The following is a 26,608-nucleotide window of genomic DNA, read 5'->3' on the forward strand; positions in this document are numbered from 1 at the left end:
AAGTCCCATCGACCTCGTATTAACGTCGCGCGTTCATGTCTTCAGCTTCACGGCTGACTCATGACGGGTCGACCTGCTTCCTCGATGCGTGTTGGCCATGGGGCTGTCCCGCGGCCAGTTTCTCGTGCTGCTCCACGTGCTCGCGCAGCGGAGCGACGTCGAGTGCTCCCTGGACCTTGAGGGCCCGTGGGAACGCCCGTCGCCGCTCGGCGTTGCGGAGACATTCGAGATCGAAATGCAACCAAGCACCTCGACCAGGAAGCCGCCGATGGACGTCCGGAACCACCGAACCGTCCACCGCGACCACTCGCAGCAGCTCAGAGGGCAACGTCCGCGTGCGGCATCCAATACACGTACGAACAGGGCCGATGTGCTGGGAAGCCGCTCCCGACGTTGAACCGTTGATAATTCTATCCCCTGGAGCTCATTCAGCCGAACCGGAGGTGACCGCACCGGCGGCCGGAGCCTCCGCATCGCTGCGGATGTCGATGCGCCAGCCCGTCAGACGGGCGGCCAGGCGGGCGTTCTGCCCCTCCTTGCCGATCGCCAGCGAGAGCTGGAAGTCCGGCACCACGACACGGGCCGTCTTGGCACGCTCGTCGACCACCTTCACCGACACGACCTTCGCTGGTGACAACGCATTCCCGACGAAAGTGGCCGGGTCGTCGGAGTGGTCGATGATGTCGATCTTCTCGCCACCGAGCTCGTGCATGACGTTGCGCACACGGGCACCCATGGGGCCGATGCAGGCGCCCTTGGCGTTCACTCCGGCAACCGTTGATTTCACCGCGATCTTCGAACGGTGACCTGCCTCACGTGCCACCGCGGGGATCTCCACGGTGCCGTCCGCGATCTCCGGGACCTCGAGGGCGAACAGCCGCCGCACGAGGTTCGGGTGGGTGCGCGAAAGAGCGATCTGCGGGCCCTTGGCGCCGCGCGACACGCTCACGACGTAGCACTTGACGCGCTCGCCGTGGTTGTACTGCTCGCCCGGCACCTGCTCGGCCGGCGGCAGCACGCCCTCGGTGTCGCCGATCTGGACGACGACCATGCCGCGGGCGTTCGCGCGGGCGTCGCGCTGGACGACACCCGCGATGATCTCGCCCTCCTTGGTGGCGAACTCGCCGAAGGTGCGCTCGTGCTCGGCGTCGCGCAGGCGCTGCAGGATGACCTGCCGCGCCGTGGTGGCCGCGATGCGGCCGAAGCCCTCAGGAGTGTCGTCCCACTCCTCCTGGACCGCACCGTCCGGCCCCAGGTCCTGCGCGATCACGCGCACGACACCGGTCTTGCGGTCGATTTCCACGCGCGAGTGCGCCGCGTGCCCTTCGGTGTGCTTGTAGGCGGTCAGCAGTGCTGACTCGATCGCCTCCAGGACCGTCTCGAAGGGGATGTCCTTTTCACGTTCGATCGCCCTCAGGGCGGCGATGTCGACGTTCACCTCGGCTCCTCCTTCGGTGCTTTCCGAGTGAGCCGAGCCAGTTCCTCGACCGGCGGCTGCTTGAACTCGATCTCCATGACCGCGCGTTCGATGTGGCGGTACTCCACGCGTCGCAGCTCGTCCTTGTGCAGCAGCTCGACACCGGTCTCGTCGCACTCGCCGACCCGGCCGAACCACTCGGCCTGGTCGGGCTGCTTGATCTTCACGAGACGCAGGTGAGCGCGCTTCCAGTGGCGCGGGCGCGTCAGGGGGCGGTCGACACCCGGCGAGGTGACCTCGAGGGTGTACGGCCCGTTGATGATGTGATCGTGCTCGTCGAGAGCGGCGGAGACCACGCGGCTCGCCTCGGCGACCTCGTCGAGCCCGATGCCGTCCTCACCGTCCACGACGACCTTGACCAGACGGCGGCGCCCAGCCTGGTTCACGTCGAGCGCGTCGAGGTCGAAGCCGGCGGCTTCGAGAGCTTCCCGCACGACGGGTGCTAGCTGCGCGGAAAGCTCTCCGCGCGGCGGGCTGGACACGTGGTGTCTCCTTCAGTTCGAACGCATGAAAACCCCGGCCGACGCTGTTTCCGGCGGCCGTGGACGTTCAGACTATCTCGTTCGCCCGGCTCCCACCGACCCGCACGGCTGCTGGCACCATGGGTCGCGTGATCTCCGAATCGGTCAGCCGCCGCCGTGTGCTGCTCGCGGTGGCCGCCGCACCGCTCGCCGTCGCGTGCACCGCAGAACCGCCGCCGCCACCGCCCCCGGACCCGCTGTCGGCCCTCGCCGCGCAGGCCCGTGCGGACGTCAAGCTGGCCCAGGCGCTGACGACGGTGCCGGCGGCCGCCGAGATCGCGAAGGCCCGGGAGACGCACGCCTCGCTGCTGCAGGCGGAGGTCGACCGCGAACGCCCGCCGCTGTCGTCCACGGCGCCGCCCGCACCCACCTCGCCTCCCACCCCGCCGGACCCGCTGGCCGCACTGCGCACCGCGCTCGACGAGTCGGTCCGCGAGGCCTCGGCGGTCGTCGCCTCGCTGCCCGCCCACCGCGCCGGCCTGGTCGGCTCGGTGGCCGCCGGCTGCGCCTCGCTGCGGGAGGTGCTCGCATGAGCGTCGACTCCGTCCAGACCGCGCTCGGCACCGAGCACGCGGCGCTCTGGACCTACGGCATGGTGTCGGCGTTCCTGAACGACCAGGCCGCCGCCGTCGCGGAGGGCGCGAACCTGCACCGCGCGCGCAGGGACACGACCGAACGCTGGCTGCGCGACCGCAGCGCGACTCCGAACCCGCCCGCGGCGGCCTACCTGCCGCCGGCGCCGGTGTCGGACGGGCCTTCCGCGCTCGCCGCGCTCGTGGCCGTCGAGCAGGACACCTGTGCCGCGTGGCGCGGGGTGCTGGAGCGGACCGACGACTCCGCGCTGCGGACGTCGGCGCTGGAGGCGCTGACGACGGCCGCGGTGCGGGCGACGCGGTGGCGCAAGGCGGCCGGGTCGAACCCGGCATCGATCGCGATGCCGGGTGTCGCCTCGGGCTAGGCCCTGTCCTGCCAGTCTCGTCGGGCGACAGCGGCGGCCGAGGGCCCGCGTCTCTCCCCTGACGAACTCGCAGGACAGCACCTAGTGACGCGTCACTGGTCCGCGAACGAGGTCGCGAGCCTGATCGCGTCGTTGGAGACCTTCTTCATCTCCTTGTTGTGCGCGAGCGCGTCCGGACCCTTGGTCGGCGAGTCGGACTCCACGATCACGACCAGCTGGTCGCGCTGCTCGGAGGCGTACCCGCCGTTGGCCAGCGTGACCAGCGGCGGCACGCTGATGGCCTTGTCCAGCACCAGGTCCTTGACGTTGCCGGTGCCGTCCTTCTGGGTCAGCTCCCGCAGTTGCCGCGCCTCGTCCGCCGTCTTCATCTTCACGACGGACACCGACGAGTACACGGTGCGGCCGTCCGGCAACTTGGCCGTGTAGAAGGCACGCGTCAGCTGGATGCACGGCGTGGTCTTGAAGAACGCCTGCGTCTGGCTCGTCGCGTGGGCCGCGCAGTCGCTGTCCTTCACCGGTTCCGGCAACTCCGGGACGGTGACGAACTCGAACTCCCCCGCGGTCTTCTGCGGTGGTGCGACCGGCTGGTCGACCGGGTCCGACGGCTGCAACACCCACCACACGAACCCGGACATCACCGCGACGCCGACGAGCGCCAGCGCCTTGCCCACCCACGTCGTCTTGCGCTGGGGCGGAGGCGGTGGCGGGGGCAGGTGCCCCTGACGGTTGTCCATGATCGACTGGAGCTTCACGAGCTCGTCGGCCGGGTACAACGGCGCGGTGTCGGTGGGCCTCGGTGGGAAGCGAGGCAGGTTCTGGGTCACCTCTTCAGGTGACTGGCGTGGTTCCGACACAAGGACCCACGGTAACGGACGGCAGTCATGCGAGCGCTTCGAGCACCCGGTCAACGTCCTCGATCGTGTTGTACATGTGACATGCATACCGTGTGCGACCTGCACGAACCGAGGACACGACCCCCTGAACGGGTGGCGTTGTGACCGAGACGATCGCCGAGCCGGTGGACGGCAGGCCCAGACCGGCCAGGAGGCGATCCGTCAGATTCACGCAGTGCGCGCGTACGGCTTCGAGGTCCAAAGAGGCCACCCACGGGAGCGCGACCGCCGCGCCGACATGGGAGAACCACGTCGGCGAGAGGTCGAACCGCCGTGCGTCCGAACGGAGCACAAGCTCGGTGCCGTAGTTCTCGCCGGTGCTGTACCAGTTGGCCGCCAACGGCTTTATGAACTCCATCCGGTCCGGCCGCACCGCCATCCAGGCCGCGCCACGCGGTGCCATCAGCCACTTGTAGGCCACGCCGACGACGAAATCGGCCCACGCCAACGACAACGGCCGCCAACCGGCTGCCTGCGACACGTCGAGCAGCACCGGTTTCCCGCTCGCCTGGAGCGCGTCGAGGTCCGCGATCGCCCCGTCCGCCGACTGGACCACGCTCAGCGCGACGAGGTCGGCTTCCTCCACTGTGGACACGATCCGGTGGCCGGCCGCGACGAACGGCAGCGTGACGCTCGTGAAGTCGCCGGGGTCGGTGTAGACCTTCGAGCCGGCCGGCAGCGACTGCGCGACCAGCGACACGAACTGCGAAACCGTTGCACCGCAGGCGACCGAGGTCGCGGGCACGCCGACCAGTCGTCCGAACGCCTCGCGCGAGGTCTCCACGACCTCGTTGAACGTGGACGACGTGTCCTGGCCGCGCCGCCACCGTTCGTGAGACGCCATCACCGCGTCGGCGACGTGCCGCGGCGGCACACCGATGGACGCCGTGTTCAGGTAACCGGGCTCGACGTCGAAAACCGCTCCGAAGGCCTCACGCATGCGCGAGCTGCTTGTCGCGCTTGCGGCGTGCGTAGACCTGCTTCTTCACCCGTGCGATCACGGCCCCATCCTGCCCGACGACATCCGTGTCGAACCAGATCAAGGCCTTCTCGCCGTCCCTGGTCTGGCCCAGGACCTCGGCGACGTGCTCGTCGGTGAGCCGGAACTCGGCGTACACCGTGCCGCGGCCGGGCGCGACGAACTCGATCTCACCGGCCCGGTCCCACACGACGTGCTCGCCCTTGAGCTGGTTGAACAGCAGCAGCACCCAGAACGGGTCGGTCATCGCGAAGAGCGACCCGCCGAAGTGGGTCCCGAAGAAGTTGCGGTTCCACGGACGCAGGCGCATCCGCACCCGCGCGTACCGGTAGTCCGGCGAGATCTCGACGACGCGGATGCCGGCGAACAGGAACGGCGGCCACAGGTTCATCCCGAAGCGCAGGCGGCTTGCCTTCATAAAAAACAGTGTTACACAACGTCCGCCAGACTGTCCGCAACTTCTTCCGGCGAAGGCGTGTGACGTATCTCCCGAGCTATCTGACCAGCGGCTTCGCGGTAGGACGCGTCCACGAGCAGCTGCCGCACGCAGTCCGCGATCGGACCGGCGCTGAACGCGGCCGGGCGCAGCGCCGCACCGGCCGCGACGAGCGCGGCCGCGTTGCCGGGCTGGTCCGCCCCCTGCGGCAGCACGACCTGGGGCACCCCGGCGGCGAGCGCGCCCAGCATCGTGCCGCTGCCGCCGTGGTGCACGGCGACGTCCGCGTACCGGAGCACCTCCGCCTGGGGCAGCCACGGGTGCACCGTCACGTTCGGCGGCACGTGGTCCAGCTCGACGTGCGGCGCGGCCACGACCACCTGCGCCTCGGGGATCTTGCCGAGCCCCACGACCGCCTCGGCGAGCAGTTCGCGCGTGCCGAACGCGGTGCCGAGCGTGAGGTAGATCAGCTTCCCGGCGGTGCGCACCGGCACGTCGCCGGGCGGCGAGAACGGCACCGGCCGCAACGGGATCCGGTCCTCCCGCAGGAAGTCCGGGTCCTGCAACGAGGGCGGGCAGATGTCGAGGTGCCGCCCGCCGGTGGGCCGGACGAGGCCGATGCCCTCGCGGAACATCCGCCCGAACCCGTGCCACAGCGCGGGAAACCCGCGGCGCCGGGCCTCGGACACGACCTCGGGCACGGCCCACTCGCCGATCACCAGGTCCGGCAGCAGGCGTTCCAGCTCCTGCGCGATGTCCTCGGCGTAGATCTCCCCGAACACGAGTCCCGGGCGGAACGGCCGCAACCCGAGCTTCCCGAGCACCGGGTGCATGTCCTCGCCGACCGCGAAGTGCACCTCGTGCCCGGCTTTGCGCAGGGCCGACGCCAGCGGGATCAACGGGTACGTGTGGCCGACGGTGGCCATGCTGGCGAAGAGCACGCGCATGCTCGTGACGATACTGAGTCCTCATGGGAACCAACCGCGAGAAGATGATCAACGGCGAGCCCTATCTGCCGGCGGACCCCGAGCTGGACGCCGACCGGCGCCGCGGCTGGCGCGAGATGGCCAGGTTCAACGCGCACGACCCGGAAGACCTCGACGGGATGTACGACATCCTCAAGGGGTTCGTGGCGGAGATCGGCGAGAACTCGACGTTCATGCAGCGCCTGCAGATCGAGTACGGCTACAACACCCTCGTCGGCGCGAACAGCTTCATGAACTACGGCGGCGTCATCCTCGACTGCGGCCCGGTGACCATCGGCGATCACGTGATGATGGGTCCGAACGTGCAGCTGCTGACGGCGCTGCACCCCATCGAGGACCACGACGCGCGCATCGCGGGCTGGGAGACGACGGCGCCGATCGTCATCGGGGACAAGGTGTGGTTCGGCGGCGGCGTGATCGTGTGCCCCGGTGTCACGATCGGCAACAACACGGTCGTCGGCGCGGGCAGTGTCGTGACGCGTGATCTGCCTGCTCACGTGCTCGCGGTCGGCAACCCCGCACGGGTGGTTCGTAAGATCTGAGGTCATGCGCAGCGAGGAGATCCAGATCCGCACCGGTGCCGACGAGGTCGTGCACGACCTCACGCGTGAGTGTCAGCGGTTCCTCGAAGACGAGAACGGCGACGGCCTGCTGCACGTGTGGGTGCCGCACGCGACCGCGGGTGTCGCCATCATCGAGACGGGCGCGGGCAGTGACGACGACCTGCTGACCGCCTTGGAGCGCATCCTCCCCCGCGACGTGAAGTGGCGGCACCGGCACGGCACCCCCGGTCACGGACGTGACCACGTGATGCCCGCGCTGGTACCGCCTTACGCGACAATCCCTGTTCTAGGCGGTGTGCTGACGCTCGGCACTTGGCAGTCCATCTGCCTCGTCGACACCAACGTCGACAACCCCGTCCGCACGGTCCGTCTGAGTTTTCTTGCCGGCTAGTTCTGTTTTCTTCACGGCAAGCAGCACGAGCCCGATGAGTGCGATACCGCCGAACACCCACCACTCGGTGCTGATGGCGTTGTCGTACATGAGGCTGCGCAGGCCTTCCGCGGAGAACCTGAACGGCGTCCACGACCAGAGGACCGCCTTGTAGGCGGGGTTGAGCAACTCCGGGACCTGGCCCGCGACGGCCGGTGCCATCAGGTAGAGGATGCCGAGGACGCCCATCGCGCGGATGCCGAGGTGCTGGAACAGCCCGGCCTGCAGGAGCGCGAACGACGCGGCGACGGCGAGCATGAACGCGAGCGCCTGCGCGTTGAGCGTGACGCCCCACCACGCCAGCAGTCCCGCGGTCGAGCCGGTGACGAGGACGGCCGTGGTCAGCGCCGACAGCCACCGTCCGCGGGTGCCCTTCAGGACCACGAACAGCAGTCCGGCGATCATCCCGCCGACCCACAGCAGCGCGCTCGCGGCGAGCGGCGCGGTCCGTTCGGCGGCGGTGGGCGTGGCGGCCTCGACCTCGACGGGCAACCCGGCTCCCTGCGCGACGCCGGTCAGCACCTGCTGGGCGACCTGCGTGCCGGACGGGTTGATCGCGGGGTTCAGCCGGATCGTCGCCTGACCGGGCACGATCTCCAGCACTCCGTAGACCTCTTTGTCCCGCAACAGGTTCCGGGCCTCGTCGGCCTGCACGACCCTGATGTCGACCTCGGGCGAGTCGGCTCTCGCGACACGTTCCGCTATCGGTGGAGGCGCCACCACGGCGAGCGGGACGTCGTGGGGGTGCACAGTCGCCTGCACGCCGAACGTCAGCAGGCCCAGAAGAAACGCCACCACAGCACCTGCGACGGCGGTGACCAGCACGGTGCGCATCATCGATCCCCTTAGTTCATCATGCGTTGAATTTAACGAGCACGCTACGCCGCGTCCGTCCCGAAAGTCAACGCGTGATGAATTAAGCCTCTGTCAGACCCACCAGGTACCGTTCCCCCGTGACTTACCCAGGTGGCGGCGGACAGGGCGGCTGGAACGACCAGCAGGGCTGGGGCCAGCAGCAACAGGGTGACCACCAGAGCGGTGGCTACCAGACCGGCGGCTACCCGCAGACCGGTGGCTTCCCGCAGCAGGGCGGCTGGACCGACCAGCAGCAGGGCGGCTTCCCGCAGCAGGGTTACGGCGGGTACGGCGGCCTCGGCGTGTACGGCGGCTTCGACAGCGAACCGCCGAAGAAGAGCAACAAGACGCTCTGGCTCGTGCTCGGCACCGTCGTCCTGGTGCTGCTCGTCGGCGGCGGCCTCACCTGGTTCCTGCTCTCGCGCTCGGGCGGCACGACCGCGGAGCCCGGACCGTCCAGCACGGCCAGTTCGTCCTCGCAGCCGGCCGACGGCCCCTGCCCGAAGAGCGACGGCCAGCAGTGCGTGGAGACGGCGCTCGGCTTCAACTACGTGGTCCCGAAGAACTGGGACATCATCGCGGACGCCAAGATCCCGGTGGAGGGCATCGCCGGCATCTCGCTGTCCGGCGTCACCAGCTACGGCGACTACACCTGCGAGGGCAAGTCGTTCACCAAGGGCACCAACGGCGGCACGCTGCTCCCCAAGAGCGAGATCAACACGGCGGCCACCGACTTCACCAAGGCTCTCGCCACGCAGTACTACTCCTCGGGCGGCGACCCGAAGGTCACGACGACCCAGCCGAAGCCGGTGAAGATCCAGCACACCCAGAAGGACGGCACGAAGGTCACGATCGAGGGCGTGCAGGTCGACGCCACCGTCACGCAGACCGGCAACAAGTGCCTGGCGAGCAAGGGCATGGTGAAGGTCGTCGTGCTCAACGGCAGCAACAAGCTGCACGTGCTGGCCGTGAACGGCGACCTGGAGGGTGGCGGAGGCGGCTCCACCCCGCCATTGCCCAAGGAGTCGGACCTGCAGAAGATGGTCGACTCGCTGGTGCCGACCTCGTAACGTTCAGATCCCTTGTCCTGCGAGGGATTCCCGAAAAGCCGAACGCCCGGCCGCACAGTGCGGCCGGGCGTTTCAGTTGGTTCGGACGTCAGCTGGTGACGACCTGCACCAGGTGGTCGACGGCCTCCGCGACCGGCACCTCGACGCGCTCGCCGGAGCGGCGGTCCTTGACCTCGACGGTGCCGTCCTTCAGGCCGCGGCCGATCACGAGGATCGTCGGGATGCCGACGAGCTCGGCGTCCGCGAACTTCACGCCGGGGCTCGCCTTGCGGTCGTCCAGCAGGACCTTGAGGCCCTTGGCGCTGAGCTGCTTCGCGAAGTCCTCACCGGCGTTCAGCAGCGTCTCGTCCTTGCCGGCGACCACGACGTGGACGTCGGCGGGAGCGACGTTGCGGGGCCAGATCAGGCCGCGGTCGTCGTGCGACTGCTCCGCGATGACCGCGACGAGCCGTGAGACCCCGACGCCGTACGAGCCCATGGTGATGCGGACGGGCTTGGAGTCCGGGCCGAGGGCGTCGAGCGAGAACGCGTCCGCGTACTTGCGGCCGAGCTGGAAGATGTGGCCGATCTCGATGCCGCGTGCCGCGGTCAGCACGCCCTTGCCGTCCGGGGACGCGTCGCCCTCGCGGACCTCGGCGACGTCGATGACGCCGTCGGGGGTGAAGTCGCGGCCCGCGACCAGGTCGACGACGTGGTGGTCGGCCTTGTCGGCGCCGGTGACCCACGCGGTGCCCGTGACGACGCGGGGGTCGGCGAGGAAGCGGATGCCGTTGGCCTGGATGGCGCCCGGACCGATGTACCCCTTGACCAGGAACGAGTTCTTGGCGAAGTCGGCCGCTTCCAGCATCGCGACCTCAGCGGGTTCGAGGGCTGCCTCGAGGCGCTTGAAGTCGACCTCGCGGTCGCCGGGGACGGCGATCGCGAGCAGTTCCCAGTCCTTGCCGGGGTGCTTGACCTTGACCAGGACGTTCTTCAGCGTGTCCGCCGCGGTGAACTTGCGGTCGGTGTTCGCGTTCAGGAAGTCGACCAGCGTCTCGATGGTCGGCGTGCTGGGCGTGTGGTGCACCTGCGCGGCGGGCTTGTCGTCGATCGGCTGCGCGGCGGGCGCGGGGGTAGCGACGGCCTCGACGTTCGCCGCGTAGCCCGACTCGGTGCTGCGCACGAACGTGTCCTCGCCCGTCTCGGCGACGGCGAGGAACTCCTCGGACGCCGAACCGCCCATCGCGCCGGACGTGGCGGAGACGATCACGTACTCCAGGCCGAGCCGGTCGAAGATGCGGATGTAGGCGTCGCGATGGTTCTTGTACGACTCGCTGAGGCCCTCGTCGGTGAGGTCGAAGGAGTACGAGTCCTTCATCAGGAACTCGCGGCCGCGCAGGATGCCCGCACGGGGACGCGCCTCGTCGCGGTACTTGGTCTGGATCTGGTACAGCGTGACGGGGTAGTCCTTGTAGGAGCTGTACTCACCCTTCACGGTGAGGGTGAACATCTCCTCGTGCGTGGGGCCGAGGAGGTAGTCGGCGCCCTTGCGGTCCTTGAGGCGGAACAGGTTGGGGCCGTACTCCTCCCACCGGTTCGTCGCCTCGTAGGGCTCCTTGGGCAGCAGCGCGGGGAACTGGATCTCCTGCGCGCCGAAGGCGTCCATCTCCTCGCGGACGACGGCCTCGATGTTGCGCAGGACCTTGAGGCCCAGCGGCAGCCAGGTGTACCCGCCCGGCGCGACGCGGCGGACGTAGCCGGCGCGCACCAGCAGCTTGTGGCTGGGCACTTCGGCGTCCGCCGGATCCTCGCGAAGGGTGCGCAGGAACAGCGACGACATCCTGGTGATCACGGTGGGTACTCCTCGTTCACGGGCAGTTGAAGCAGCGTACTGGTTGGACGTTCCGCGAAATCGCGCGCGGTGCTTTGCGTGGGCTCTGACCTGCGGCGACCGGAATTGTCAGACCCCCTGAGTAGCGTCCTTCCCATGCCGCTGACCATTGACATGATCACTCTCGACACGGGCGACGCGCGCAAGCTCGCGGAGTTCTGGACGGCCGCTCTGGGCACCACGATCCAGAACGACTGGGGTGAGTTCCTCGTGCTCGCGCCGACCACCGAGTCCAGCGTCGTGCTCGGCATCCAGCAGGTGCCGGACGCGACACCGGGCAAGAACAGAGTCCACTTCGACTCGCACGTGCCGGACCGCCTGGCCGAGGTCGCCCGCCTCGTCGCGCTCGGTGCCACGGAGGTCGGGGTGCACAGCGTTCCCGGCCTCGTGTGGTCCGTGCTCGCCGACCCGGACGGCAACCAGTTCTGCGTCGGCCAGCCGGGCGAGGAGCTCTAAAGCTCGACGGGCTTCCCGTAGTCGATCCAGGTCCGCGCCACCTCGAACCCGGCGCGCTCGTACACGCCGAGCGCACTGGTCGCGTTGGCCGTGTCCACGGAGAGTCCCGCGCGGTGGTAGCCCTTCGCCCTGCCCTGAGTCAGCGTCCAGCTCAGCAGGGCGGAGGCCACGCCACGGCCGCGGTGCTCTTCCAGGGTGCCCACGTCCCCGATCCACAGTTCGCGGACGCCGGTGAGCTCCTCGACGACCGGGTAGTGCCGTGCGAGCACGAACCCGACCACGGAGTCGTTCGAGAGCGCGAGGAAGGAGGACTCGGGGACGAACCTCGGGCTGTCGGTGAAGGACGCCGCCCACTCCTGCGGGCTGCGCTCGACCGACCCCCAGTGCTGGGCGAACGCCACGTTGGCGACGTTGCGGACCTCTTCGTCGCGAGCGGCGGAGAACGGCACGATCTCGTAGCCGGACGGGATCGGCGCCTGGGCGAGTGACTCGCCCAGTGCCACCTCCAGTTCGTGAAAGTGGCGGTCGGCGGTGAAGCCGAGCCTCTCCGCCAGCGCGACGTGTCCACCGGACCGGCTCTCGATCATGGTGCACACGGAGAGCGGCATGTCCGGATGCCGTGCGACGTGGAGATCCCGTGCGAGCGAGGCAAGACGTGGCAGGAGCCGCAGTCCGATACCCGCACGCCGGAACTCGGGGTGCACCATGCCGTCGAGCCGGACCCGGTGCGTGCCAACAGGATTGTCGCGCAACGCGACGAGCCCGTAGGCCACCAGCGTTCCGCCGGCGAGCACGGCCAGCGATCCGCCGGGCAGGTCGGCCTCGCCGAACGACCGGGCGAAGTCCTCTTCGGACAACAGCTCGCCGGTGTCGTCGACCGCCTCGGCCGCGTTGTACAGCGCGGCCACCACAGGGATGTCCGCTGTCGTGAGCGGGCGCCACACGAGTTCCACGCCAACCGAAGCTACGGAAGGGAGGCACCTCCAACAACCGAATATCGCGTTGCCCGCGACGCACCGCCTGGGCCATCCTGCGAGCGATGACGACACCAAAGATCGCACCGCTGTACGAGGACGTGACGTTCCACGGCCCGTTGTCCGAGGAACGAGCAGCCCGCCTCATCCGCTCGTTGCTGCCGCTGGACGACGGCTACGTGATCGACCTGGGCTGCGGCTGGGCCGAGTTCCTGCTGCGCACCCTGGAAGCCGCCCCCACCGCCACGGGCACGGGAGTGGACCGCAACGCCGTGGACATAGCCCGCGCCCAGGCGAACGCGGACACCCGAGGCCTCACCGCCCGAGTCAGCCTCCAGGTGGCCGACGTGACCGAGTGGCAGCCGGACCGGCAAGCCGACGCCGTGATCGTCAACGGCGCCAGCCAGGTGTTCGGCGGAGACCCGTTGCACCACACGGTCAACGCACTCACCGCGGCCAGAAGCCTGCTCCGCCCCGGCGGCAGACTCCTGCTGGGCGAGGGCTTCTGGGAACGCGAACCCACCGAGGCCCACCTGGCAGCGATGCCGGTCCCCCGCGACCAGTACAGCTCGCTGGCCGACCTGGTGGACCTGGCCCTGACCCACGGCTACCGCCCGCTAGCGGTGGAACAGGCGAGCCTCGACGAGTGGGACGTCTTCGAGAACGGCCACGGCCTGGCCTGGGAACGCTGGCTGCGCGCCAACCCGGACTCCGAACACGCCGAGGAGATCAGGGCGAAGGCAGACCGCCAGCGCACCTACCGGCTACGCGGCTGGCGAGGCACGATGGGCCTCGCCTACCTGACCCTGCAGGCACCGTAAGCGGTCGAGGCGGCGAGCCGAGGCTTGAGCGCGCTGGGGAACGAACCTGGCCGGGCCGGCGCGCTCACCTGACGCTCATGTCCGGCAAGCCAGGGTTCATGTGCGGCCTGTACGGGGAGGCGTGCGGTTCCGTTGTGCGGCAGCACCATCGAGCCGCCAACGCCTTGCACGCCCACGGGCCGATCCGGCCGGCACCGCCAGCGGTACCGGACACGACACGCATCGCGTCCGCCTCGGCGATGACACGGTGCTCGGCGCCCGTCAGCGCGGGCCGGGGCCACCTCACGGCACCCGCCAGCGCGAGCAGGCTTTCCCACCAGCCCCGTTCAGCGCGGAGCCGGACCGCTCCGGCAGCGCCCGCCGGCGCGGGCCAGACCTCACCACGGCACCCGCCAGCACGAGCCCGCGCCGCACCACATCCGCCGATGCGAGCAGGCCTTCCCGCCATCGTCCGCCGATGTGAGCCAGCTCCAACAACACCGCCGGTGCGTGCAGCCACCCCCACAGCACCCGCCAACACGAGCCCGCCTCCTCGCAGCACCCGCCAACGCGAGCCCGCCTCCCCGCAGCGCCCACCAACGCGAGCCCGCGCCTCACCACAGCACCCACCAACGCGAGCCCGCGCCTCACCACAGCACCCACCAACGCGAGCCCGCGCCTCACCACAGCACCCACCAACGCGAGCAGACCTCCCCGCCAGCACCCTCGACGTCCCCAGACTCGTCCGGCCACCGAGCGACCCCGCGCACCCGGTCGAGCGCGTCCCCCGACCCCAGGAACACCCCGCAGGTCCAGCGGTTTCCCCCCGCTGCCCTACCCTTTGCACCGTGCTGGTGCTGCTCCCCCCGTCGGAGACCAAGGCGATCGGCGGCGAGGGTGCGCCGCTCGACCTCGACGCCCTGTCGTTCCCCGAGCTCAACCCCGTGCGCGACAAGCTGGTGTCCGCGCTGGCCGATCTCGCGCGGGACGTCCCGGCGAGTCTCAAGGCCCTCGACATCTCCGAGCGCCAGGTCGACGAGGTGCACCGCAACGCCTCGCTGCGCACGTCGGAGACCACGCCCGCGCTGCTGCGCTACACCGGCGTGCTCTACGACAACCTCGACTTCCCGTCGCTCCGCAAGGCCGAGAAGGAACGGGCCTACGAGCGGCTCGCGGTCTCGTCCGCGCTGTTCGGGGTGCTCAAGGGTGGTGACGCCGTGCCCGCGTACCGGTTGTCCGGCGGCAGCGCGCTCCCGTCGCACGGCAGCCTGCGCACGGTGTGGAAGCCCGCGCTGGAGCCGGTGCTGAAGGACGCCGACGAGTTCGTCGTCGACCTGCGGTCCGGCGCGTACTCGAGCCTCGCCAGGATCCCGCACGCCGTCGTCGTCCGGGTGGTCACCAGCGAGGGCAAGGTCGTCAGCCACTTCAACAAGGCGCACAAGGGCCTGCTCGCCCGCGCCATCACGAAGTCCGCTGCCGAGCCCGCGGACCTGAAAGGCCTGGTCAGGCTTGCGCAGAAGGCCGGGTTGAAGATCGTGCCGACGGGCGAGAGGACTGCGGACCTGATCACCGGTTAAATCGGTTGCGGGCGCGAGAGCCCGCAGTGCAAGCTTCTCCCCGAAGCGTGACAACGGAGCTGGATCGAGGAGGTGCGAGATGTCAGAGCCTGTCTTTGGGCGCGGCGCCGCATTCGCGACCCGTCCAGCCGTCCTTCGCGCCTGATCAGCACCGTTTGATCGCAGAGCGCCAGTAGGGCGGTCACCCTTCATCTCGCTGGGAGACCCCACCGTGCGCGAGCACGATCTTTTCGAACGTTACGAATCTGCTTTCGACGGCGCCGACGACACCATGCGGCGCAAGGGAAAGCGCACCAACCGCAAGGCCGACGACGCGGAACCCACGCGTCGCGGCCGCATGACCGAAGAAGAGAAGCTGCGAGTCGCGCGAGTGCGCGAGGACCAGCTCAGCACGGCGGACACTCCCGAGGACGGCGACCGCTGGTCCACGTGGGGTGACGCCGAGCAGGGTCCGAAACCGCATCCGAGCTGGCTCATCACGGAACTGGCCGCGGTCGACCGCGAGCTGGGCATCGTGAAGACCGGCAAGGAGGCGGACGTCTTCCTGCTGGAACGCGCGATGGGCGACCGGGCTTGCCTGCTCGCCGCGAAGCGCTACCGCAGCAACGACCACCGGATGTTCCACCGCGACGCGGGGTACCTCGAGGGTCGTCGCATGAAGAAGTCCCGTGAGACGCGGGCGATCGCGAACCGCACCGCGTTCGGGCGCAACCTGATCGCGGAACAGTGGACCGTCGCCGAGTTCGCGGCTCTCACGAAGCTGTGGCAGATCGGCGCACCCGTGCCGTACCCGGTGCAGCGCAGCGGTACCGAGCTGCTGCTCGAGTTCATCGGGGACGCTGACGGCAACGCGGCACCGCGGCTCGCGCAGACCCGTCCCGACGAGGACGAGCTGCTCGACCTGTGGCGCCAGCTGGTCGCGACGCTCATGACGCTCGCCGAGGCGGGCATCACGCACGGCGACCTCTCGGCGTACAACCTGATGGTCCACGACGGCAGGCTGATCATGATCGACCTGCCGCAGGTGGTCGACCTCGTCGCCAACCCGCGCGGCGTGGAGTTCCTGGACCGCGACGTCCGCAACATCTGCGGCTGGTTCGCCTCGCGCGGCCTGCCGGCGGAGATCGGCGACCCGTCCGCGCTGGTGGCAACGCTGCTGGACGTGGCGGGTATGGCGTGACCCACCTTGCGCGCCGGGCCGTGTCCAACGACACTGCCGGGCGCGCAAGGTCTCGCCATTGATCAGCTAGACTGTGCTGTACACCGATGAAGGCTTGACGGCCGTTGACCGGTGTTTCCACCCACTCATCAGCGGCGTGACCATCACGCCGGGCCCGTCCTTGTGATCGGCACCGCGGTAGCACGCGGGGCAGCCTCGAGACGTGCCATGTCCCGGAGGTTTGTTTTGCCATCAATGTCCGAAGGTCGTTCCGAGCACGCACAAAGCCGCAGGTCACCGCGGCGCCGCTCGGGTCGCCAGGGCAACTCCTCGCGTCCGCAGCAGCGGGTCGAGGAACCGATCGTCGCCGAGCACTTCGAGAGCACGTTGCCGGAAGGCCCGCTGCCCTCGTTCGCTGAGCTCGGCTTGGCTGACGCACTCGTCAAGTCGCTCGCAGCCAACGACATCACCGAGCCGTTCCCCATCCAGGCGGCCACCCTTCCCGACGCGATGTCGGGCAAGGACATCCTCGGCCGCGGCCAGACCGGCTCCGGCAAGACGCTGGCGTTCGGCCTCGCGATGCTGACGCGCCTCGCGTCCGGCCGCTCGATGCCGCACAAGCCGCGCGGCCTGATCCTCGTTCCGACCCGCGAGCTCGCGATGCAGGTGGAGACGGCGCTCATGCCGCACGCCCGCGCGCTGGGCCTGTGGTGCCGCGTCGTCGTCGGCGGCACGTCGTTCCCGCGCCAGATCGAACACCTGCGCCGCGGCGTCGACCTGCTGATCGCCACGCCGGGCCGGCTGTCCGACCACGTCCGCCAGGGCACGTGCGACCTCGGCTCCGTCGAGATCACCGCGCTGGACGAGGCCGACCAGATGGCGGACATGGGCTTCATGCCCCAGGTCCGCGCGATCCTCGACCTCACCCCGCAGGACGGGCAGCGCCTGCTGTTCTCCGCGACGCTCGACGGCGACGTGGACAAGCTGGTCCGCCAGTACCTGCACTCCCCGGTGACGCACTCGGTGGCCCCGTCCACCGCGAGCGTCACGACCATGGAGCACCACCTGCTGTTCGTGTCCGCAGAGGACAAGCAGAACGTGGTGACCGAGGTGGCCGCGCGCGAGGGCCGCACGATCATGTTCGTGCGCACCAAGCACCACGTCGACCGTCTCGCCAAGAAGCTCCGCTCGGTCGGTGTCGCCGCCGGCGCACTGCACGGCGGCAAGGCGCAGAGCGCGCGCACTCGCGTGCTCGGTGAGTTCCGCGAGGGCACCACGCCCGTCCTGATCGCGACGGACGTGGCGGCCCGGGGCATCCACGTCGACGACGTGTCCCTGGTCGTCCACGTGGACCCGCCGGCCGACCCGAAGGACTACCTGCACCGCGCCGGCCGCACGGCTCGCGCAGGCCAGTCCGGCACGGTCGTCACGCTGGTCACGCACGACCAGCGCCGCGCCGTCCAGGGCATGGCCCAGCGCGCGGGCATCCGTCCGGAGAGCACGAAGGTGCGCCCCGGCGACGACGACCTGGTCCGCATCACCGGTGCTCGCACGCCTTCGGGCGAGCCGATCATCGAGCGCGAGAAGCCGGCCCGTCGCAGTGGCGGCAGCGGCGGACGTCGCTTCGGTGCTCCGGCTGCCGGTGGCGGTCGCGGTGAGTACCGCGGTGGCTCCGGTCGTCGCACCGAGGGCGGCGGCGAGTTCCGCGGCGGTCCGCGCCGTTCGGAGCGCACCGAGGGTGGCCGTGGTTTCGGTCGCCCCGAGCGCAGCAGCGCGGGTCGTCCGCGCCGGGCGCCGCAGCACTGAGCTCGATCTGATCAACGGTTGAGGCCGCTTCCCTTCGGGGAGGCGGCCTTTGCCGTGTTCGGGGTCGCAGCCTCCACGGTGCGTGCGTGGTGAGTGTCCGCAGATCGGCAGTCGGAGGGTTGGCACGCGTGGACCATCACGGTCGACGTCGTGCAGAAGTGCTGGAACGACAACCGTCAGCGACAGGTCCGCATATGTGTTCATCAAGATCCATAAGCGTAAATCATTGCCCATACGCGGATGAGAGGCTATGGTCGCATTGTGAGCAGCCGCCATGGGGATGAAACCCCATACACGATTTTCGTCCCGCATGGACACGACAAGGTTCGACTAATCGGCCCAGGAGGAGTCGAAGTGATCGTGCAGTTCCGAGCCGTGTCGACCGAGACTGCCGACGCACCGCTTTTCACCACCGAGGTACGAGATCGAATCAATCGGTGGCGTCAGTACGACCCCGCCTCACCGGCACCCGACCTGGCCGAACGGCTGGTGCGGGAGTTCGGCTACGAGGTACAGCAGCCGCCGAAGTCAGGGGCCGAACTGCGATTCATCTTCGCCAAGCCCGGCAAGGGGGCCGCGACGCTCTGGATGAACACCACAGGCATCCACAGCATCGCGGCGCCTCAGACCGAGTTCGCGGCCAGATTGCAAGGCGCACAGAAGAAGGAAGACAACCGCGTCGTCTTTCTGTTTGACAGCGAAGACTTCGACTTCGACCTCATCGCGACCCGTTTCGCTGAGTGGGCGTCGAAGGAAATCTACTGACACAGCAACGAATCCCGGTCCACAACGGATTGGGATTCGTTGCTGTGTCAGGACGCGTTGCTGACGATGAACGGGGCACGAGGGTTCGACACGGTGCCGACAACGATGCGTCTCGTGGCCGGCTTGTCGGCGAGTTTGTTCAAGCGCTCGTTGGTCCTTCACCGCGTAGCCCACTGAGTTCGCGATGAGCGCCTGCGCCGTGTCGGCGTCGAGCACGCGTGTGTACGGTGCCCCATGGGGCGGAACTGGTACTTGCTGTGGAGCGGGAGCGCCGTCTCCGCGCTGGGAGACGGCATCTTCCTGGCGGCACTGCCGTTGCTCGCCACCACGCTCACCCAGGACCCGAAGCTCATCGCCGGTGTCAGCTTCTTCGGCACGCTGCCCTGGCTGCTGGTCTCGCTCTCGGCCGGAGCGGCGGCGGACCGGTACGACGGGCGGCGCCTCCTCCTCGCAGCGCTGTGGGTCCAATGTGCGCTGATGGCCGTCCTTGCCCTGTTCCACAACGCGCCCATCGCTTTCCTGTACGGCATGGCGTTCCTCGTCGGCACCGCCGAGACCGTGCCGAGAGCGGTCGGGCAGCCGCTCATCAAGGCCACTGTGGAGAATCATCTGCTGGAGCGGGCCAACGGCAGGCTGTTCGCGTCGCAGGCGGTCGCGCTGCAGTTCCTGGGGCCTCCGCTCGGCGGACTGCTGTTCGCCATGGCGGTTCCGGCGCCGTTCTGGGTCAACGCGCTGACGTTCGCCATCGCGGCGGCGCTGGTCACCAGGATGCGCACCAGCCACGAACGACCACCCGTCAGGCCGAAGGCCAGAGAAGGCCTGCGGTGGCTGATGAACCACAAGGCGCTCAGAACGATCACTGTCGTGTCGGCGACCACGAACCTGTGCATCGCGATGACCATGGCGACGCTGGTGTTGTTCGCGCAGCAACGGCTGGGGCTGACGAACGCGGGGTTCGGGGTCTTCCTGGCCACGCTCGCCTTCGGTGGCGTGGCGGGTGGACTGCTCGCCGAACGGTTGATCCGGTATCGCCACACGGTCGTGACCACCGTGGTGCTCATTCCCTTGATGTGGCTGGGAATTGCCACGGTCGCCCATGACCTCGAGACGGTCGCGGTGTTCGCGGTGGTGAGTTCGTTCTGCACGGCCGTGTGGGGTGTGGCGACCGCGAGCTTCCGGCAACGCACCGTGCCCACCGAACTGCTCGGGCGCGTCAGCAGCGCGCAGACGCTGATCACCTGGGGTGTTCAGCCGGTCGGCGCGCTGCTGGGTGGACTCACCGCGGACTACTTCGGGCTGCTGGCTCCCTGGTACGTGGCGATAACCTTGCGAACCGTCGTGGGGGTGCTCAGTCTGAGATCGCTGCAGCGAACTGCGCTGAGTACAGCCGGTGGTACGCGCCTTCCCTAGCCAGCAGCCCGTCGTGCGTGCCCTGTTCGACGATGCGTCCGGCCTCCATCACGAGGATCAGGTCGGCGTCGCGGATCGTGGACAGCCGGTGGGCGATGACGAACGACGTGCGCGACGACCGCAGGGCTGCCATGGCGTGCTGCACCGACGATTCCGTGCGGGTGTCGACGGAACTGGTGGCCTCGTCGAGGATCAGCAGCGTCGGGTCGGACAGGAACGCGCGGGCGATGGTGAGCAACTGCTTCTCGCCCGCCGAGACGTTCGAGCCCTCCTCGTCGATGACGGTGTCGTAGCCGTCGGGCAGGCATCGCACGAAACGGTCCACATAGGTCGCCTCGGCCGCGGCGAGGATCTCCTCCTCTGTGGCGCCTGGCTTGCCGTAGGCGATGTTGTCGCGGATCGTGCCGCCGAACAGCCAGGTTTCCTGCAGCACCATGCTGGCCTGTGCGCGCAGGTCCTCGCGGCGCAACGAGGTGATGTCGACGTCGTCGAGGGTGATGCGGCCGCCGTTGAGTTCGTAGAACCGCATGATGAGGTTGACGAGGGTCGTCTTGCCGGCGCCGGTCGGGCCGACGATGGCGATCATCTGGCCGGGTTCCGCGACCAGCGACAGGTTCTCGATCAACGGCTTGTCGGGCTCGTAGGAGAACGAGACGTTCTGGAACTCGACCTTGCCGCAGCGCCACGGGGGTGCGACTGCGCCGGCCGGGTCCGGGAGCTGTTCGGGGGCGTCGAGCAGTTCGAACACCCGCTCCGCCGACGCCACGCCGGACTGCAGCAGGTTCGACAGGGACGCGGCCTGGGTGAGCGGCTGGGTGAACTGGCGCGAGTACTGGATGAACGCCGTCACCTCGCCCAGGGTCATGCCGCCGGACGTGATGCGCAGACCGCCGATCACCGCGATGGCGACGTAGCTCAGGTTCGACAGGAACATCATCGACGGCATGATCAGGCCGGACACGAACTGCGCGCCGGCCGCCGCCTCGTAGAGTTGCGAGTTGCGGCGGCGGAACTCCGCCTCGGACTCCTGCTGCCGCCCGAACGCGGTCACGAGCTGGTGGCCGCTGAACGCCTCCTCGATGTGCGCGTTCAGCTCGCCGGTGTGCTTCCACTGCGCCACGAACTGCTTCTGCGCGCGCTTGCCGATCGCGCCCGTCAGCGCCACCGAGAGCGGGATGACCAGCATCATCACCCCCGCCAGCAGTGGCGAGATCACGAACATCATCACCGTCACGCCGACGAGGCTCAGGACAGCGGTCAGCAGCTGGCTCATCGTCTGCTGCAACGTCGTCGAGATGTTGTCGATGTCGTTGGTGACGCGGGAGAGCAGCTCACCGCGGGGCTGGCCGTCGAAGTACTTGAGCGGCAACCGGTGCAGCTTCTCCTCGACGCTCTCGCGCAGCCGGTAGACCACGCGCTGCACGACGCCGTTCAGCAGCCGCCCCTGCAGCCAGCTGAACAGCGAGGACAGCACGTAGAGGCCCAGCGCGAACGAGAGCACCGAGGCGAGAGCGCCGAAGTCGATGCCCGGGCCGCGCAGGCCGTTGAAGATGATGTCGGTGGCGTCGCCGAGGATCTTCGGTCCGAGGACGGTGAACGCGATACCGAGCACGCCGAGTCCGACGACGGCGACGAACGTGACGCGTTCGGGTTTCATCAGACCCGCCACGCGGCGGGCCGAGGTGCCGAAGTTCGCGGCCTTGCTCACGGGCGCCTGCATGGCGAACCGTCCGGCGGGGCCGCCCATCGGCCGCGGCTGCTCACGGGTGGTGGTCATGACGCCTCCTCCGGCGTGAGCTGCGAGTGGACGATCTCCAGGTAGGTGGGGCAGCTGTCCATCAGCTCGCGGTGCGTGCCCCTGCCGACGATCTCGCCGTTCTCCAGCACGAGGATCTGGTCGGCCTGGGCCACTGTGGACACCCGCTGCGCCACGACGATCACGGCGGCGTCGCGCGTGTACGGCTTCAGTGCCGCGCGCAACGCCGCGTCCGTCGCGAGATCGAGTGCGGAGAACGAGTCGTCGAACAGGTACACGTCCGGCCTGCGCACGAGGGCACGTGCGATGGAGAGCCGCTGCCGCTGGCCGCCGGAGAGGTTGGTGCCTCCCTGCGTGATCTTGGCGTCGAGACCGCCCATCGCCGTGACGAAGTCCCGTGACTGCGCGATGTCCAGCGCCGTCCACATCCGCTCGTCGGTGGCGTCGGGCGCGCCGTGGCTCAGGTTCGACCGGACGGTGCCGGTGAACAGGTACGACACCTGCGGTACGAGCCCGATCCGCGACCGCAACGCCCCGGGGTCCTGCGCCCGCACGTCGACGCCGCCGACCCGCACCTCCCCCGCCGTCACGTCGATCAGCCGCGGGATGAGGCTCATCAACGTCGTCTTGCCGGATCCGGTGCTGCCGATGATCGCGGTGGTCCGCCCCGCGCCCACGGTGAACGACGTGTTCCTGAGCACCGGCGCGTCGGCACCGGGATAGCGGAACTCCGCGCTGTGGAAGGAGACCTGACCGATCCCGGCGGGCGCGGGCACAGGTTCGGCAGGAGCGTGCACCGACGGTTCGGTGTTGATGACCTCCATGATCCGTCCGGCGCTGACGGAGGCGCGCGGCACCATCGTGGAGACGAACGACGCCATCATCACCGACATCAGGATCTGCAGGAGGTAGGCGAGGAACGCGGTCAGCGCGCCCACCTGCATCTCCCCGTCCGCCACCCGGTGCGCCCCGAACCACAGGACCGCGACGCTGGAGACGTTGAAGATCAGCATGACCGTCGGGAAGATCATCGCCTGCAACCGGCCCGCCCTCAGCGCGATGTCGGTGAGCTGCGCGTTGGCGTCGGCGAAGCGCTCGGTCTCGGACTTCTCCCGCACGAACGCCCGCACCACGCGCACGCCGGTGAGCTGTTCGCGCAGCACCCGGTTCACGTGGTCGATCCGCTCCTGCTGGCGGCGGAACAACGGCACCATCCGCACGGTGATCATGCCGATCGCGATCGCCAGGACCGGCACGCAGACCAGCAGCAGCCACGACAGCCCGACGTCCTCGCGCAGCGCCATGACCACACCGGCGACGGACATGATCGGCGCCGCGACGAACATCGTCGTCAGCATGACCACGAGCACCTGCACCTGCTGCACGTCGTTCGTCGTGCGGGTGATCAGCGACGGAGCCCCGAACCGCGCGACCTCCTGCGCGGAGAACGAGCCGACCCGGTGGAACACGCCCGACCGCACGTCCCTCCCGAACGCCATGGCGGTGCGCGTGCCGTACCAGACGGCCACGATCGAACAGGCGATCTGCAGCACCGAGACGACGAGCATCCAGACGCCCTGGTCCACGATGTACGACGTGTCACCGCGCGCGACACCGTTGTCGATGATGTCGGCGTTGAGGCTCGGCAGGTACAGCGAGGCGATCGTGCCGACGAGCTGCAACGCGACGACGATGCCGAGCTCCCGGCGGTACGGCTGCAGGTAGGTGGTCAGCAGGCGGGTGAGCACCCGGTCCCCGCCGGGCGGCGAGGCTGTCCGCTGAGTCGGCACGAAAGCTCCTGTGGGTCGAGGTGGAACACGAAAAACCACCGTCCAGACCGAAGCCTGAACGGTGGCTCGTGAAGCCGCAGAACGAGGTTACTTCTTGGCGGCCGCCTTGAACGTCCATTGGGCGGCGCTTCCGGAACACGACGCCGCGGTCACCTTTCCGGACGCGTCCCGATAACACTTCGTGTTGTACTGCATGTCCGAAATCGTCTTGTTCGGGTTGATCGACCATTGCTGGTTCGGGCCGCCGTCACACTTCTTCAGCAGCACCTTCCCGGACGACAGCGTCGTGCACTGCTGGGGCGACCCCTGCTCCATGAACGCGCCGTGGAACTTGAACTTCTGCTTCTCGGAGCCGTTGCAGGTGGCCGTCGTGAGCTGCGCGCCGGACGCGCCGCCCTGCAGGCACTTGCCGGTCGAGACGTTCTTGTACTCGCCGTTGGTGGTCTTGGGCTTCGCGCCGCCGTAGCACTCGCCGGTCGAGGTGTTGAAGATCGGCGTCGGGTCCACCTGCAGGTTCGACGGCGGGTTGAGGATGGTCTCCTCCATCACCGGCTTGCCGTCGTCGTGGTAGTTCGTCAGCGCGTCCTCGCAGTCGATCGCGTTCATGGCGTTGCCGCCCTTGCCGCCGATCCACGCGTCGAAGTGCCACAGCTTCGGGCCGCCGTTGGGGCCGTTGCCGTTCCAGTCCTGCTCACAGGAGGAACAGGAGTCCTCCATGACGAAGTACTTCTTGACCCGCGGGAAATAGATCTTCGTGCCCGGCTTGGCCTCTTTGCTGGACGTCGCGAACGTGATCGGGTCGGACCACGTGCCCTTTCCGCCGGCCGTGTCGTGCAGGCCCGGGTAGGCGATGTCACCACCGGGCGGCGTGTTGTCGTACCAGCCGTAGAAGGTCCAGAAGACCTGTTGGGACGCCGCGTTCGCCGGGGTCGAAACGACCAAACCGGACATCGCGAGCACAATGCCTGCCACCAAAGACAGGACGCGTTTCATGCGAGCCTCCGCAAACCGGTGGACTTGGCGGCGTGAATGCAGAGTCCACCGGCTGCGCGGCTTTTGTAAAGAAACTTATCTAACTATTTGCGGAGGCAATGTCGGCGACCGCGCCCACCACGATGATCGCCGGAGGACGAATCTCGTGGGCCTTCACGTCCGCGCCCAGCGAGTCCAAAGTGGACCGCAGTACGCGCTGAGCTGCCGTGCTGCCCTCCTGGACGACGGCGACGGGGGTGGAACCGGGACGGCCTTCCATCAACGCCGTGGCGAACGCACCGGCCCGTTCCACCGCCATCATCAGCACGACGGTGCCGCGCAGGCGTGCGATCGCCGACCAGTCGACGAGAGAGCGCGGGTCGTCCGGTGCGACGTGACCGGAGACGACGACGACCTCGTGCGCTACGCCTCGGTGCGTCACGGGGACACCAGCCAATGCGGGCACACCGAACGCCGACGTCACGCCCGGCACCACGGTCACGGGGATCCCGGCCTCGGCGCACGCCAGCAGCTCCTCGAAGCCGCGCCCGAAGACGTACGGGTCGCCGCCCTTGAGCCGGACGACGAACTTCCCCTCCTTGGCGCGGTCGATCAGCGTCTGGTTGATGAACTCCTGCGTCGCCGCCCGGCCGTAGGGGATCTTCGCCGCGTCCACGACCTCGACGTGCGCGGGCAGCTCCTCCAGCAGCTCGCGCGGGGCGAGCCGGTCCGCGACGACCACGTCCGCGTGCGCCAGCAAGCGCTTGCCCTGCACCGTGATCAGCTCGGGGTCACCGGGTCCGCCACCGACCAGCGCGACACCGACGGGCGGTGCGGCCTGGTCCGCGATGCGGCCGTCGCGCAACGCCGCCACGAGCCCGTCCCGCACCGAGGCCGACCGGCGGTGCTCACCACCGGCCAGCACACCGATCAGCATGCCGTCGTGCATCCCGCTGGCCGGCGTGACAGCCGTGCCTTCGACGGCGATGTCCGCGCGCACGCAGAACACACGCTGCGAGAGCGCCTCTTCGCTGATCTGCGCGTTCACCTCGACGTCGGACGTGCACGCCAGCACGTACCAGGCACCCTCGACGTCACCGGCCTCGAACAGCCTCTCGTGCCACGTCAGCTCCCCCGCGTCGACCATGCCCTGGACGGAGGGGGTGACGGATGGCGACACGAGCTCGACGACGGCGCCGGACGCGATCAGGCGAGGAAGACGGCGCTGCGCGACCGTGCCTCCGCCGACCACGAGGACGCGCCGGCCCCGGAGGTCGAGGCCGGCCAGGTAGTGCTGTTCAAAGGGCATGCGTAGAAGCATCCACACCGGACCCGCCGTGTCCAGCCGAAGGGAACATGGTCACACGGCCAGCAGCTCGAAAGAGGTGGCGAGCACCCCTCCGAAGCGCTTTCCCGCGGCCTCGGCCATCGAACGGAGGAACGTCGCCGGGTCGGCCATGTCGCCGCTCAACGCTTCCAAGTAGGCCTTGTGCGCGCGCAGAGAGACCACGGAGGCATAGAACGAGTCGGTGATGTCCACTGCGTGCGTCGCCAACGGCGAGGACGCCGCCGCCACGTACTTCACACCTTCCCACTTCTCCAGCCCGAGCTCCGGGAAGATCCACCGGTTGCCCGCGTCCCGGACCGCGTCGACCGCAGCGCGTCCGACGGCGATGTGGTCGGCCATGTTCAGGCCGCCACCGGGCCAGGTCTCGCGGTAGTTGCCGGTGATCACGAACTCCGGCCGGTGCCGGCGGATGGCCGCCGCGATGTCGCGGCGCAACGGAAGTCCGTACTCGATGGTGCCGTCCGGGTGATCCAGGAACTCGACCTCGGTCACGCCGACGGCCACGCACGACGCAATCTGCTCCGCGACCCGCAACGGCCCGCAGACAGTCGGCTCCAACGTATCGATGCCGTTCTCACCGCGGCACGCGAGCAGGTACGTGATGTTCTTGCCTTGGGCGGTCCAACGCGCGATGGCGCCCGCACCGCCGTACTCCATGTCATCGGGGTGAGCGACGACGACCAGCGCGCTCGACCAGTCTTCCGGCACAGGTTCCAGATCAGCCATGCGTGCAGGGTGCGCGCCGGAGCACGCACCC

At 68.9% G+C, this 26,608-nt stretch carries 28 protein-coding genes; 12 read left to right on the plus strand and 16 right to left on the minus strand.

Features of this window, described 5'->3' with window-relative positions; translation table 11 throughout:
- Nucleotides 1-58: 58 nt before the first annotated feature.
- The 3 genes from PV646_RS02295 to rimP are packed head-to-tail and all read right to left on the minus strand — an operon-like array spanning nt 59 to nt 1,959.
- Nucleotides 59-409 (minus strand): YlxR family protein, encoded by a 351-nt coding sequence (locus tag PV646_RS02295; protein ID WP_500342237.1) that lies wholly within the window; start codon nt 407-409, stop codon nt 59-61.
- Between the two features lie 15 nt (nt 410-424).
- Entirely contained in the window at nt 425-1,438 is a 1,014-nt protein-coding gene (gene nusA / locus PV646_RS02300; protein WP_500339776.1) for a transcription termination factor NusA, read from the minus strand.
- Nucleotides 1,435-1,959: a ribosome maturation factor RimP gene (gene rimP, locus PV646_RS02305; protein ID WP_500339777.1), complete on the minus strand. Its 525-nt coding sequence runs from the start codon at nt 1,957-1,959 to the stop codon at nt 1,435-1,437. The genes nusA and rimP overlap by 4 nt, the downstream gene beginning before the upstream one ends.
- Before the next feature lie 128 nt (nt 1,960-2,087).
- On the opposite strand from rimP, the gene PV646_RS02310 reads away from it, so the two are divergent.
- Nucleotides 2,088-2,531, plus strand: a complete 444-nt coding sequence (locus tag PV646_RS02310) for a hypothetical protein (protein WP_500339778.1) — start codon at nt 2,088-2,090, stop codon at nt 2,529-2,531.
- Nucleotides 2,528-2,956, plus strand: a complete 429-nt coding sequence (locus PV646_RS02315) for a ferritin-like domain-containing protein (protein WP_500339779.1) — start codon at nt 2,528-2,530, stop codon at nt 2,954-2,956. The genes PV646_RS02310 and PV646_RS02315 overlap by 4 nt, the downstream gene beginning before the upstream one ends.
- 92 nt (nt 2,957-3,048) lie before the next feature.
- Here PV646_RS02315 and PV646_RS02320 read toward each other — a convergent pair whose 3' ends face one another.
- From PV646_RS02320 to PV646_RS02335, 4 genes are read right to left on the minus strand one after another with little or no spacing between them, the layout of a single operon-like run.
- Entirely contained in the window at nt 3,049-3,780 is a 732-nt protein-coding gene (locus PV646_RS02320) for a hypothetical protein (protein WP_500339780.1), read from the minus strand.
- A 55-nt stretch (nt 3,781-3,835) separates the two neighbouring features.
- A complete protein-coding gene (locus tag PV646_RS02325) occupies nt 3,836-4,789 on the minus strand; it encodes an aminotransferase class V-fold PLP-dependent enzyme (protein WP_500339781.1) in 954 nt (317 codons plus the stop codon).
- Nucleotides 4,782-5,246, minus strand: a complete 465-nt coding sequence (locus PV646_RS02330; protein ID WP_500339783.1) for a DUF4442 domain-containing protein — start codon at nt 5,244-5,246, stop codon at nt 4,782-4,784. The genes PV646_RS02325 and PV646_RS02330 overlap by 8 nt, the downstream gene beginning before the upstream one ends.
- Before the next feature lie 11 nt (nt 5,247-5,257).
- Nucleotides 5,258-6,211 (minus strand): glycosyltransferase, encoded by a 954-nt coding sequence (locus tag PV646_RS02335; protein WP_500339784.1) that lies wholly within the window; start codon nt 6,209-6,211, stop codon nt 5,258-5,260.
- 23 nt (nt 6,212-6,234) lie between these two features.
- Between PV646_RS02335 and PV646_RS02340 the strand changes: the two genes are divergently transcribed.
- Complete coding sequence (locus PV646_RS02340) at nt 6,235-6,792, plus strand: sugar O-acetyltransferase (RefSeq protein ID WP_500339785.1); 558 nt, start codon at nt 6,235-6,237, stop codon at nt 6,790-6,792.
- A 4-nt stretch (nt 6,793-6,796) separates the two neighbouring features.
- Nucleotides 6,797-7,204 (plus strand): secondary thiamine-phosphate synthase enzyme YjbQ, encoded by a 408-nt coding sequence (locus PV646_RS02345; RefSeq protein ID WP_500339786.1) that lies wholly within the window; start codon nt 6,797-6,799, stop codon nt 7,202-7,204.
- On the opposite strand, the gene PV646_RS02350 is transcribed toward PV646_RS02345, so the two are convergent.
- Nucleotides 7,100-8,077 (minus strand): YhgE/Pip domain-containing protein, encoded by a 978-nt coding sequence (locus tag PV646_RS02350; RefSeq protein WP_500339787.1) that lies wholly within the window; start codon nt 8,075-8,077, stop codon nt 7,100-7,102. The genes PV646_RS02345 and PV646_RS02350 overlap by 105 nt on opposite strands.
- Before the next feature lie 119 nt (nt 8,078-8,196).
- Between PV646_RS02350 and PV646_RS02355 the strand changes: the two genes are divergently transcribed.
- Nucleotides 8,197-9,168: a DUF8017 domain-containing protein gene (locus PV646_RS02355; RefSeq protein WP_500339788.1), complete on the plus strand. Its 972-nt coding sequence runs from the start codon at nt 8,197-8,199 to the stop codon at nt 9,166-9,168.
- 88 nt (nt 9,169-9,256) lie between these two features.
- Here PV646_RS02355 and PV646_RS02360 read toward each other — a convergent pair whose 3' ends face one another.
- The gene (locus PV646_RS02360; RefSeq protein ID WP_500342239.1) at nt 9,257-10,987 is read right to left on the minus strand and encodes a proline--tRNA ligase; all 1,731 of its coding nucleotides are present in this window, start codon (nt 10,985-10,987) and stop codon (nt 9,257-9,259) included.
- A gap of 147 nt (nt 10,988-11,134) precedes the next feature.
- On the opposite strand from PV646_RS02360, the gene PV646_RS02365 reads away from it, so the two are divergent.
- A complete protein-coding gene (locus PV646_RS02365; protein ID WP_500339789.1) occupies nt 11,135-11,494 on the plus strand; it encodes a VOC family protein in 360 nt (119 codons plus the stop codon).
- Here PV646_RS02365 and PV646_RS02370 read toward each other — a convergent pair.
- Nucleotides 11,491-12,447, minus strand: coding sequence for a GNAT family N-acetyltransferase (locus PV646_RS02370; protein WP_500339790.1), 957 nt, complete (start codon nt 12,445-12,447; stop codon nt 11,491-11,493). The two genes, PV646_RS02365 and PV646_RS02370, sit on opposite strands and share 4 nt — an antisense overlap.
- 86 nt (nt 12,448-12,533) lie before the next feature.
- Here PV646_RS02370 and PV646_RS02375 point away from each other — a divergent pair, with 86 nt between their 5' ends.
- Nucleotides 12,534-13,289 carry an SAM-dependent methyltransferase gene (locus PV646_RS02375; protein WP_500339791.1) on the plus strand — a complete coding sequence of 252 codons (756 nt, stop codon included), beginning with the start codon at nt 12,534-12,536 and terminating at the stop codon, nt 13,287-13,289.
- 282 nt (nt 13,290-13,571) lie between these two features.
- On the opposite strand, the gene PV646_RS02380 is transcribed toward PV646_RS02375, so the two are convergent.
- The gene (locus PV646_RS02380; RefSeq protein WP_500339792.1) at nt 13,572-13,799 is read right to left on the minus strand and encodes a hypothetical protein; all 228 of its coding nucleotides are present in this window, start codon (nt 13,797-13,799) and stop codon (nt 13,572-13,574) included.
- A gap of 317 nt (nt 13,800-14,116) precedes the next feature.
- Between PV646_RS02380 and yaaA the strand changes: the two genes are divergently transcribed.
- The 5 genes from yaaA (at nt 14,117) to PV646_RS02405 (ending at nt 19,985) form a co-directional block, all read left to right on the plus strand.
- Nucleotides 14,117-14,845 carry a peroxide stress protein YaaA gene (yaaA, locus tag PV646_RS02385; RefSeq protein ID WP_500339793.1) on the plus strand — a complete coding sequence of 243 codons (729 nt, stop codon included), beginning with the start codon at nt 14,117-14,119 and terminating at the stop codon, nt 14,843-14,845.
- 211 nt (nt 14,846-15,056) lie between these two features.
- The gene (locus PV646_RS02390; RefSeq protein ID WP_500339794.1) at nt 15,057-16,025 is read left to right on the plus strand and encodes a serine protein kinase RIO; all 969 of its coding nucleotides are present in this window, start codon (nt 15,057-15,059) and stop codon (nt 16,023-16,025) included.
- Between the two features lie 234 nt (nt 16,026-16,259).
- A complete protein-coding gene (locus PV646_RS02395; RefSeq protein ID WP_500339795.1) occupies nt 16,260-17,810 on the plus strand; it encodes a DEAD/DEAH box helicase in 1,551 nt (516 codons plus the stop codon).
- Between the two features lie 354 nt (nt 17,811-18,164).
- Entirely contained in the window at nt 18,165-18,575 is a 411-nt protein-coding gene (locus PV646_RS02400) for a hypothetical protein (protein ID WP_500339796.1), read from the plus strand.
- A gap of 234 nt (nt 18,576-18,809) precedes the next feature.
- Nucleotides 18,810-19,985 carry an MFS transporter gene (locus PV646_RS02405; RefSeq protein WP_500339797.1) on the plus strand — a complete coding sequence of 392 codons (1,176 nt, stop codon included), beginning with the start codon at nt 18,810-18,812 and terminating at the stop codon, nt 19,983-19,985.
- On the opposite strand, the gene PV646_RS02410 is transcribed toward PV646_RS02405, so the two are convergent.
- The 5 genes from PV646_RS02410 to PV646_RS02430 form a co-directional block, all read right to left on the minus strand.
- Entirely contained in the window at nt 19,924-21,762 is a 1,839-nt protein-coding gene (locus PV646_RS02410; RefSeq protein ID WP_500339798.1) for an ABC transporter ATP-binding protein, read from the minus strand. The genes PV646_RS02405 and PV646_RS02410 overlap by 62 nt on opposite strands.
- Complete coding sequence (locus PV646_RS02415) at nt 21,759-23,489, minus strand: ABC transporter ATP-binding protein (RefSeq protein WP_500342241.1); 1,731 nt, start codon at nt 23,487-23,489, stop codon at nt 21,759-21,761. Before PV646_RS02415 ends, PV646_RS02410 begins: the two co-directional genes overlap by 4 nt.
- Before the next feature lie 129 nt (nt 23,490-23,618).
- Entirely contained in the window at nt 23,619-24,524 is a 906-nt protein-coding gene (locus PV646_RS02420) for a ricin-type beta-trefoil lectin domain protein (protein WP_500339799.1), read from the minus strand.
- Between the two features lie 79 nt (nt 24,525-24,603).
- Entirely contained in the window at nt 24,604-25,812 is a 1,209-nt protein-coding gene (gene cobA, locus PV646_RS02425) for a uroporphyrinogen-III C-methyltransferase (protein ID WP_500339800.1), read from the minus strand.
- Nucleotides 25,813-25,863: 51 nt separating this feature from the next.
- A complete protein-coding gene (locus tag PV646_RS02430) occupies nt 25,864-26,577 on the minus strand; it encodes a PIG-L deacetylase family protein (RefSeq protein ID WP_500339801.1) in 714 nt (237 codons plus the stop codon).
- Nucleotides 26,578-26,608 lie beyond the last annotated feature (31 nt).

It is taken from the genome of Streptomyces sp. ID05-26A (assembly GCF_033794685.1).
Classification (GTDB): Bacteria; Actinomycetota; Actinomycetes; order Mycobacteriales; family Pseudonocardiaceae; genus Lentzea.

What these genes read in the sequence shown, in the direction of transcription:
- PV646_RS02350 (WP_500339787.1), bottom strand. Translation starts at nt 8,077, where the DNA reads ATGCGCACCGTGCTGGTCACCGCCGTCGCAGGTGCTGTGGTGGCGTTT.
- PV646_RS02360 (WP_500342239.1), bottom strand. Translation starts at nt 10,987, where the DNA reads ATGTCGTCGCTGTTCCTGCGCACCCTTCGCGAGGATCCGGCGGACGCC.
- PV646_RS02405 (WP_500339797.1), top strand. Translation starts at nt 18,810, where the DNA reads ATGGGGCGGAACTGGTACTTGCTGTGGAGCGGGAGCGCCGTCTCCGCG.
- cobA (WP_500339800.1), bottom strand. Translation starts at nt 25,812, where the DNA reads ATGCCCTTTGAACAGCACTACCTGGCCGGCCTCGACCTCCGGGGCCGG.
- PV646_RS02340 (WP_500339785.1), top strand. Translation starts at nt 6,235, where the DNA reads ATGGGAACCAACCGCGAGAAGATGATCAACGGCGAGCCCTATCTGCCG.
- PV646_RS02330 (WP_500339783.1), bottom strand. Translation starts at nt 5,246, where the DNA reads ATGAAGGCAAGCCGCCTGCGCTTCGGGATGAACCTGTGGCCGCCGTTC.
- PV646_RS02315 (WP_500339779.1), top strand. Translation starts at nt 2,528, where the DNA reads ATGAGCGTCGACTCCGTCCAGACCGCGCTCGGCACCGAGCACGCGGCG.
- PV646_RS02345 (WP_500339786.1), top strand. Translation starts at nt 6,797, where the DNA reads ATGCGCAGCGAGGAGATCCAGATCCGCACCGGTGCCGACGAGGTCGTG.
- PV646_RS02430 (WP_500339801.1), bottom strand. Translation starts at nt 26,577, where the DNA reads ATGGCTGATCTGGAACCTGTGCCGGAAGACTGGTCGAGCGCGCTGGTC.
- PV646_RS02420 (WP_500339799.1), bottom strand. Translation starts at nt 24,524, where the DNA reads ATGAAACGCGTCCTGTCTTTGGTGGCAGGCATTGTGCTCGCGATGTCC.
- PV646_RS02395 (WP_500339795.1), top strand. Translation starts at nt 16,260, where the DNA reads ATGTCCGAAGGTCGTTCCGAGCACGCACAAAGCCGCAGGTCACCGCGG.
- PV646_RS02410 (WP_500339798.1), bottom strand. Translation starts at nt 21,762, where the DNA reads ATGACCACCACCCGTGAGCAGCCGCGGCCGATGGGCGGCCCCGCCGGA.
- PV646_RS02375 (WP_500339791.1), top strand. Translation starts at nt 12,534, where the DNA reads ATGACGACACCAAAGATCGCACCGCTGTACGAGGACGTGACGTTCCAC.
- PV646_RS02365 (WP_500339789.1), top strand. Translation starts at nt 11,135, where the DNA reads ATGCCGCTGACCATTGACATGATCACTCTCGACACGGGCGACGCGCGC.
- PV646_RS02325 (WP_500339781.1), bottom strand. Translation starts at nt 4,789, where the DNA reads ATGCGTGAGGCCTTCGGAGCGGTTTTCGACGTCGAGCCCGGTTACCTG.
- PV646_RS02335 (WP_500339784.1), bottom strand. Translation starts at nt 6,211, where the DNA reads ATGCGCGTGCTCTTCGCCAGCATGGCCACCGTCGGCCACACGTACCCG.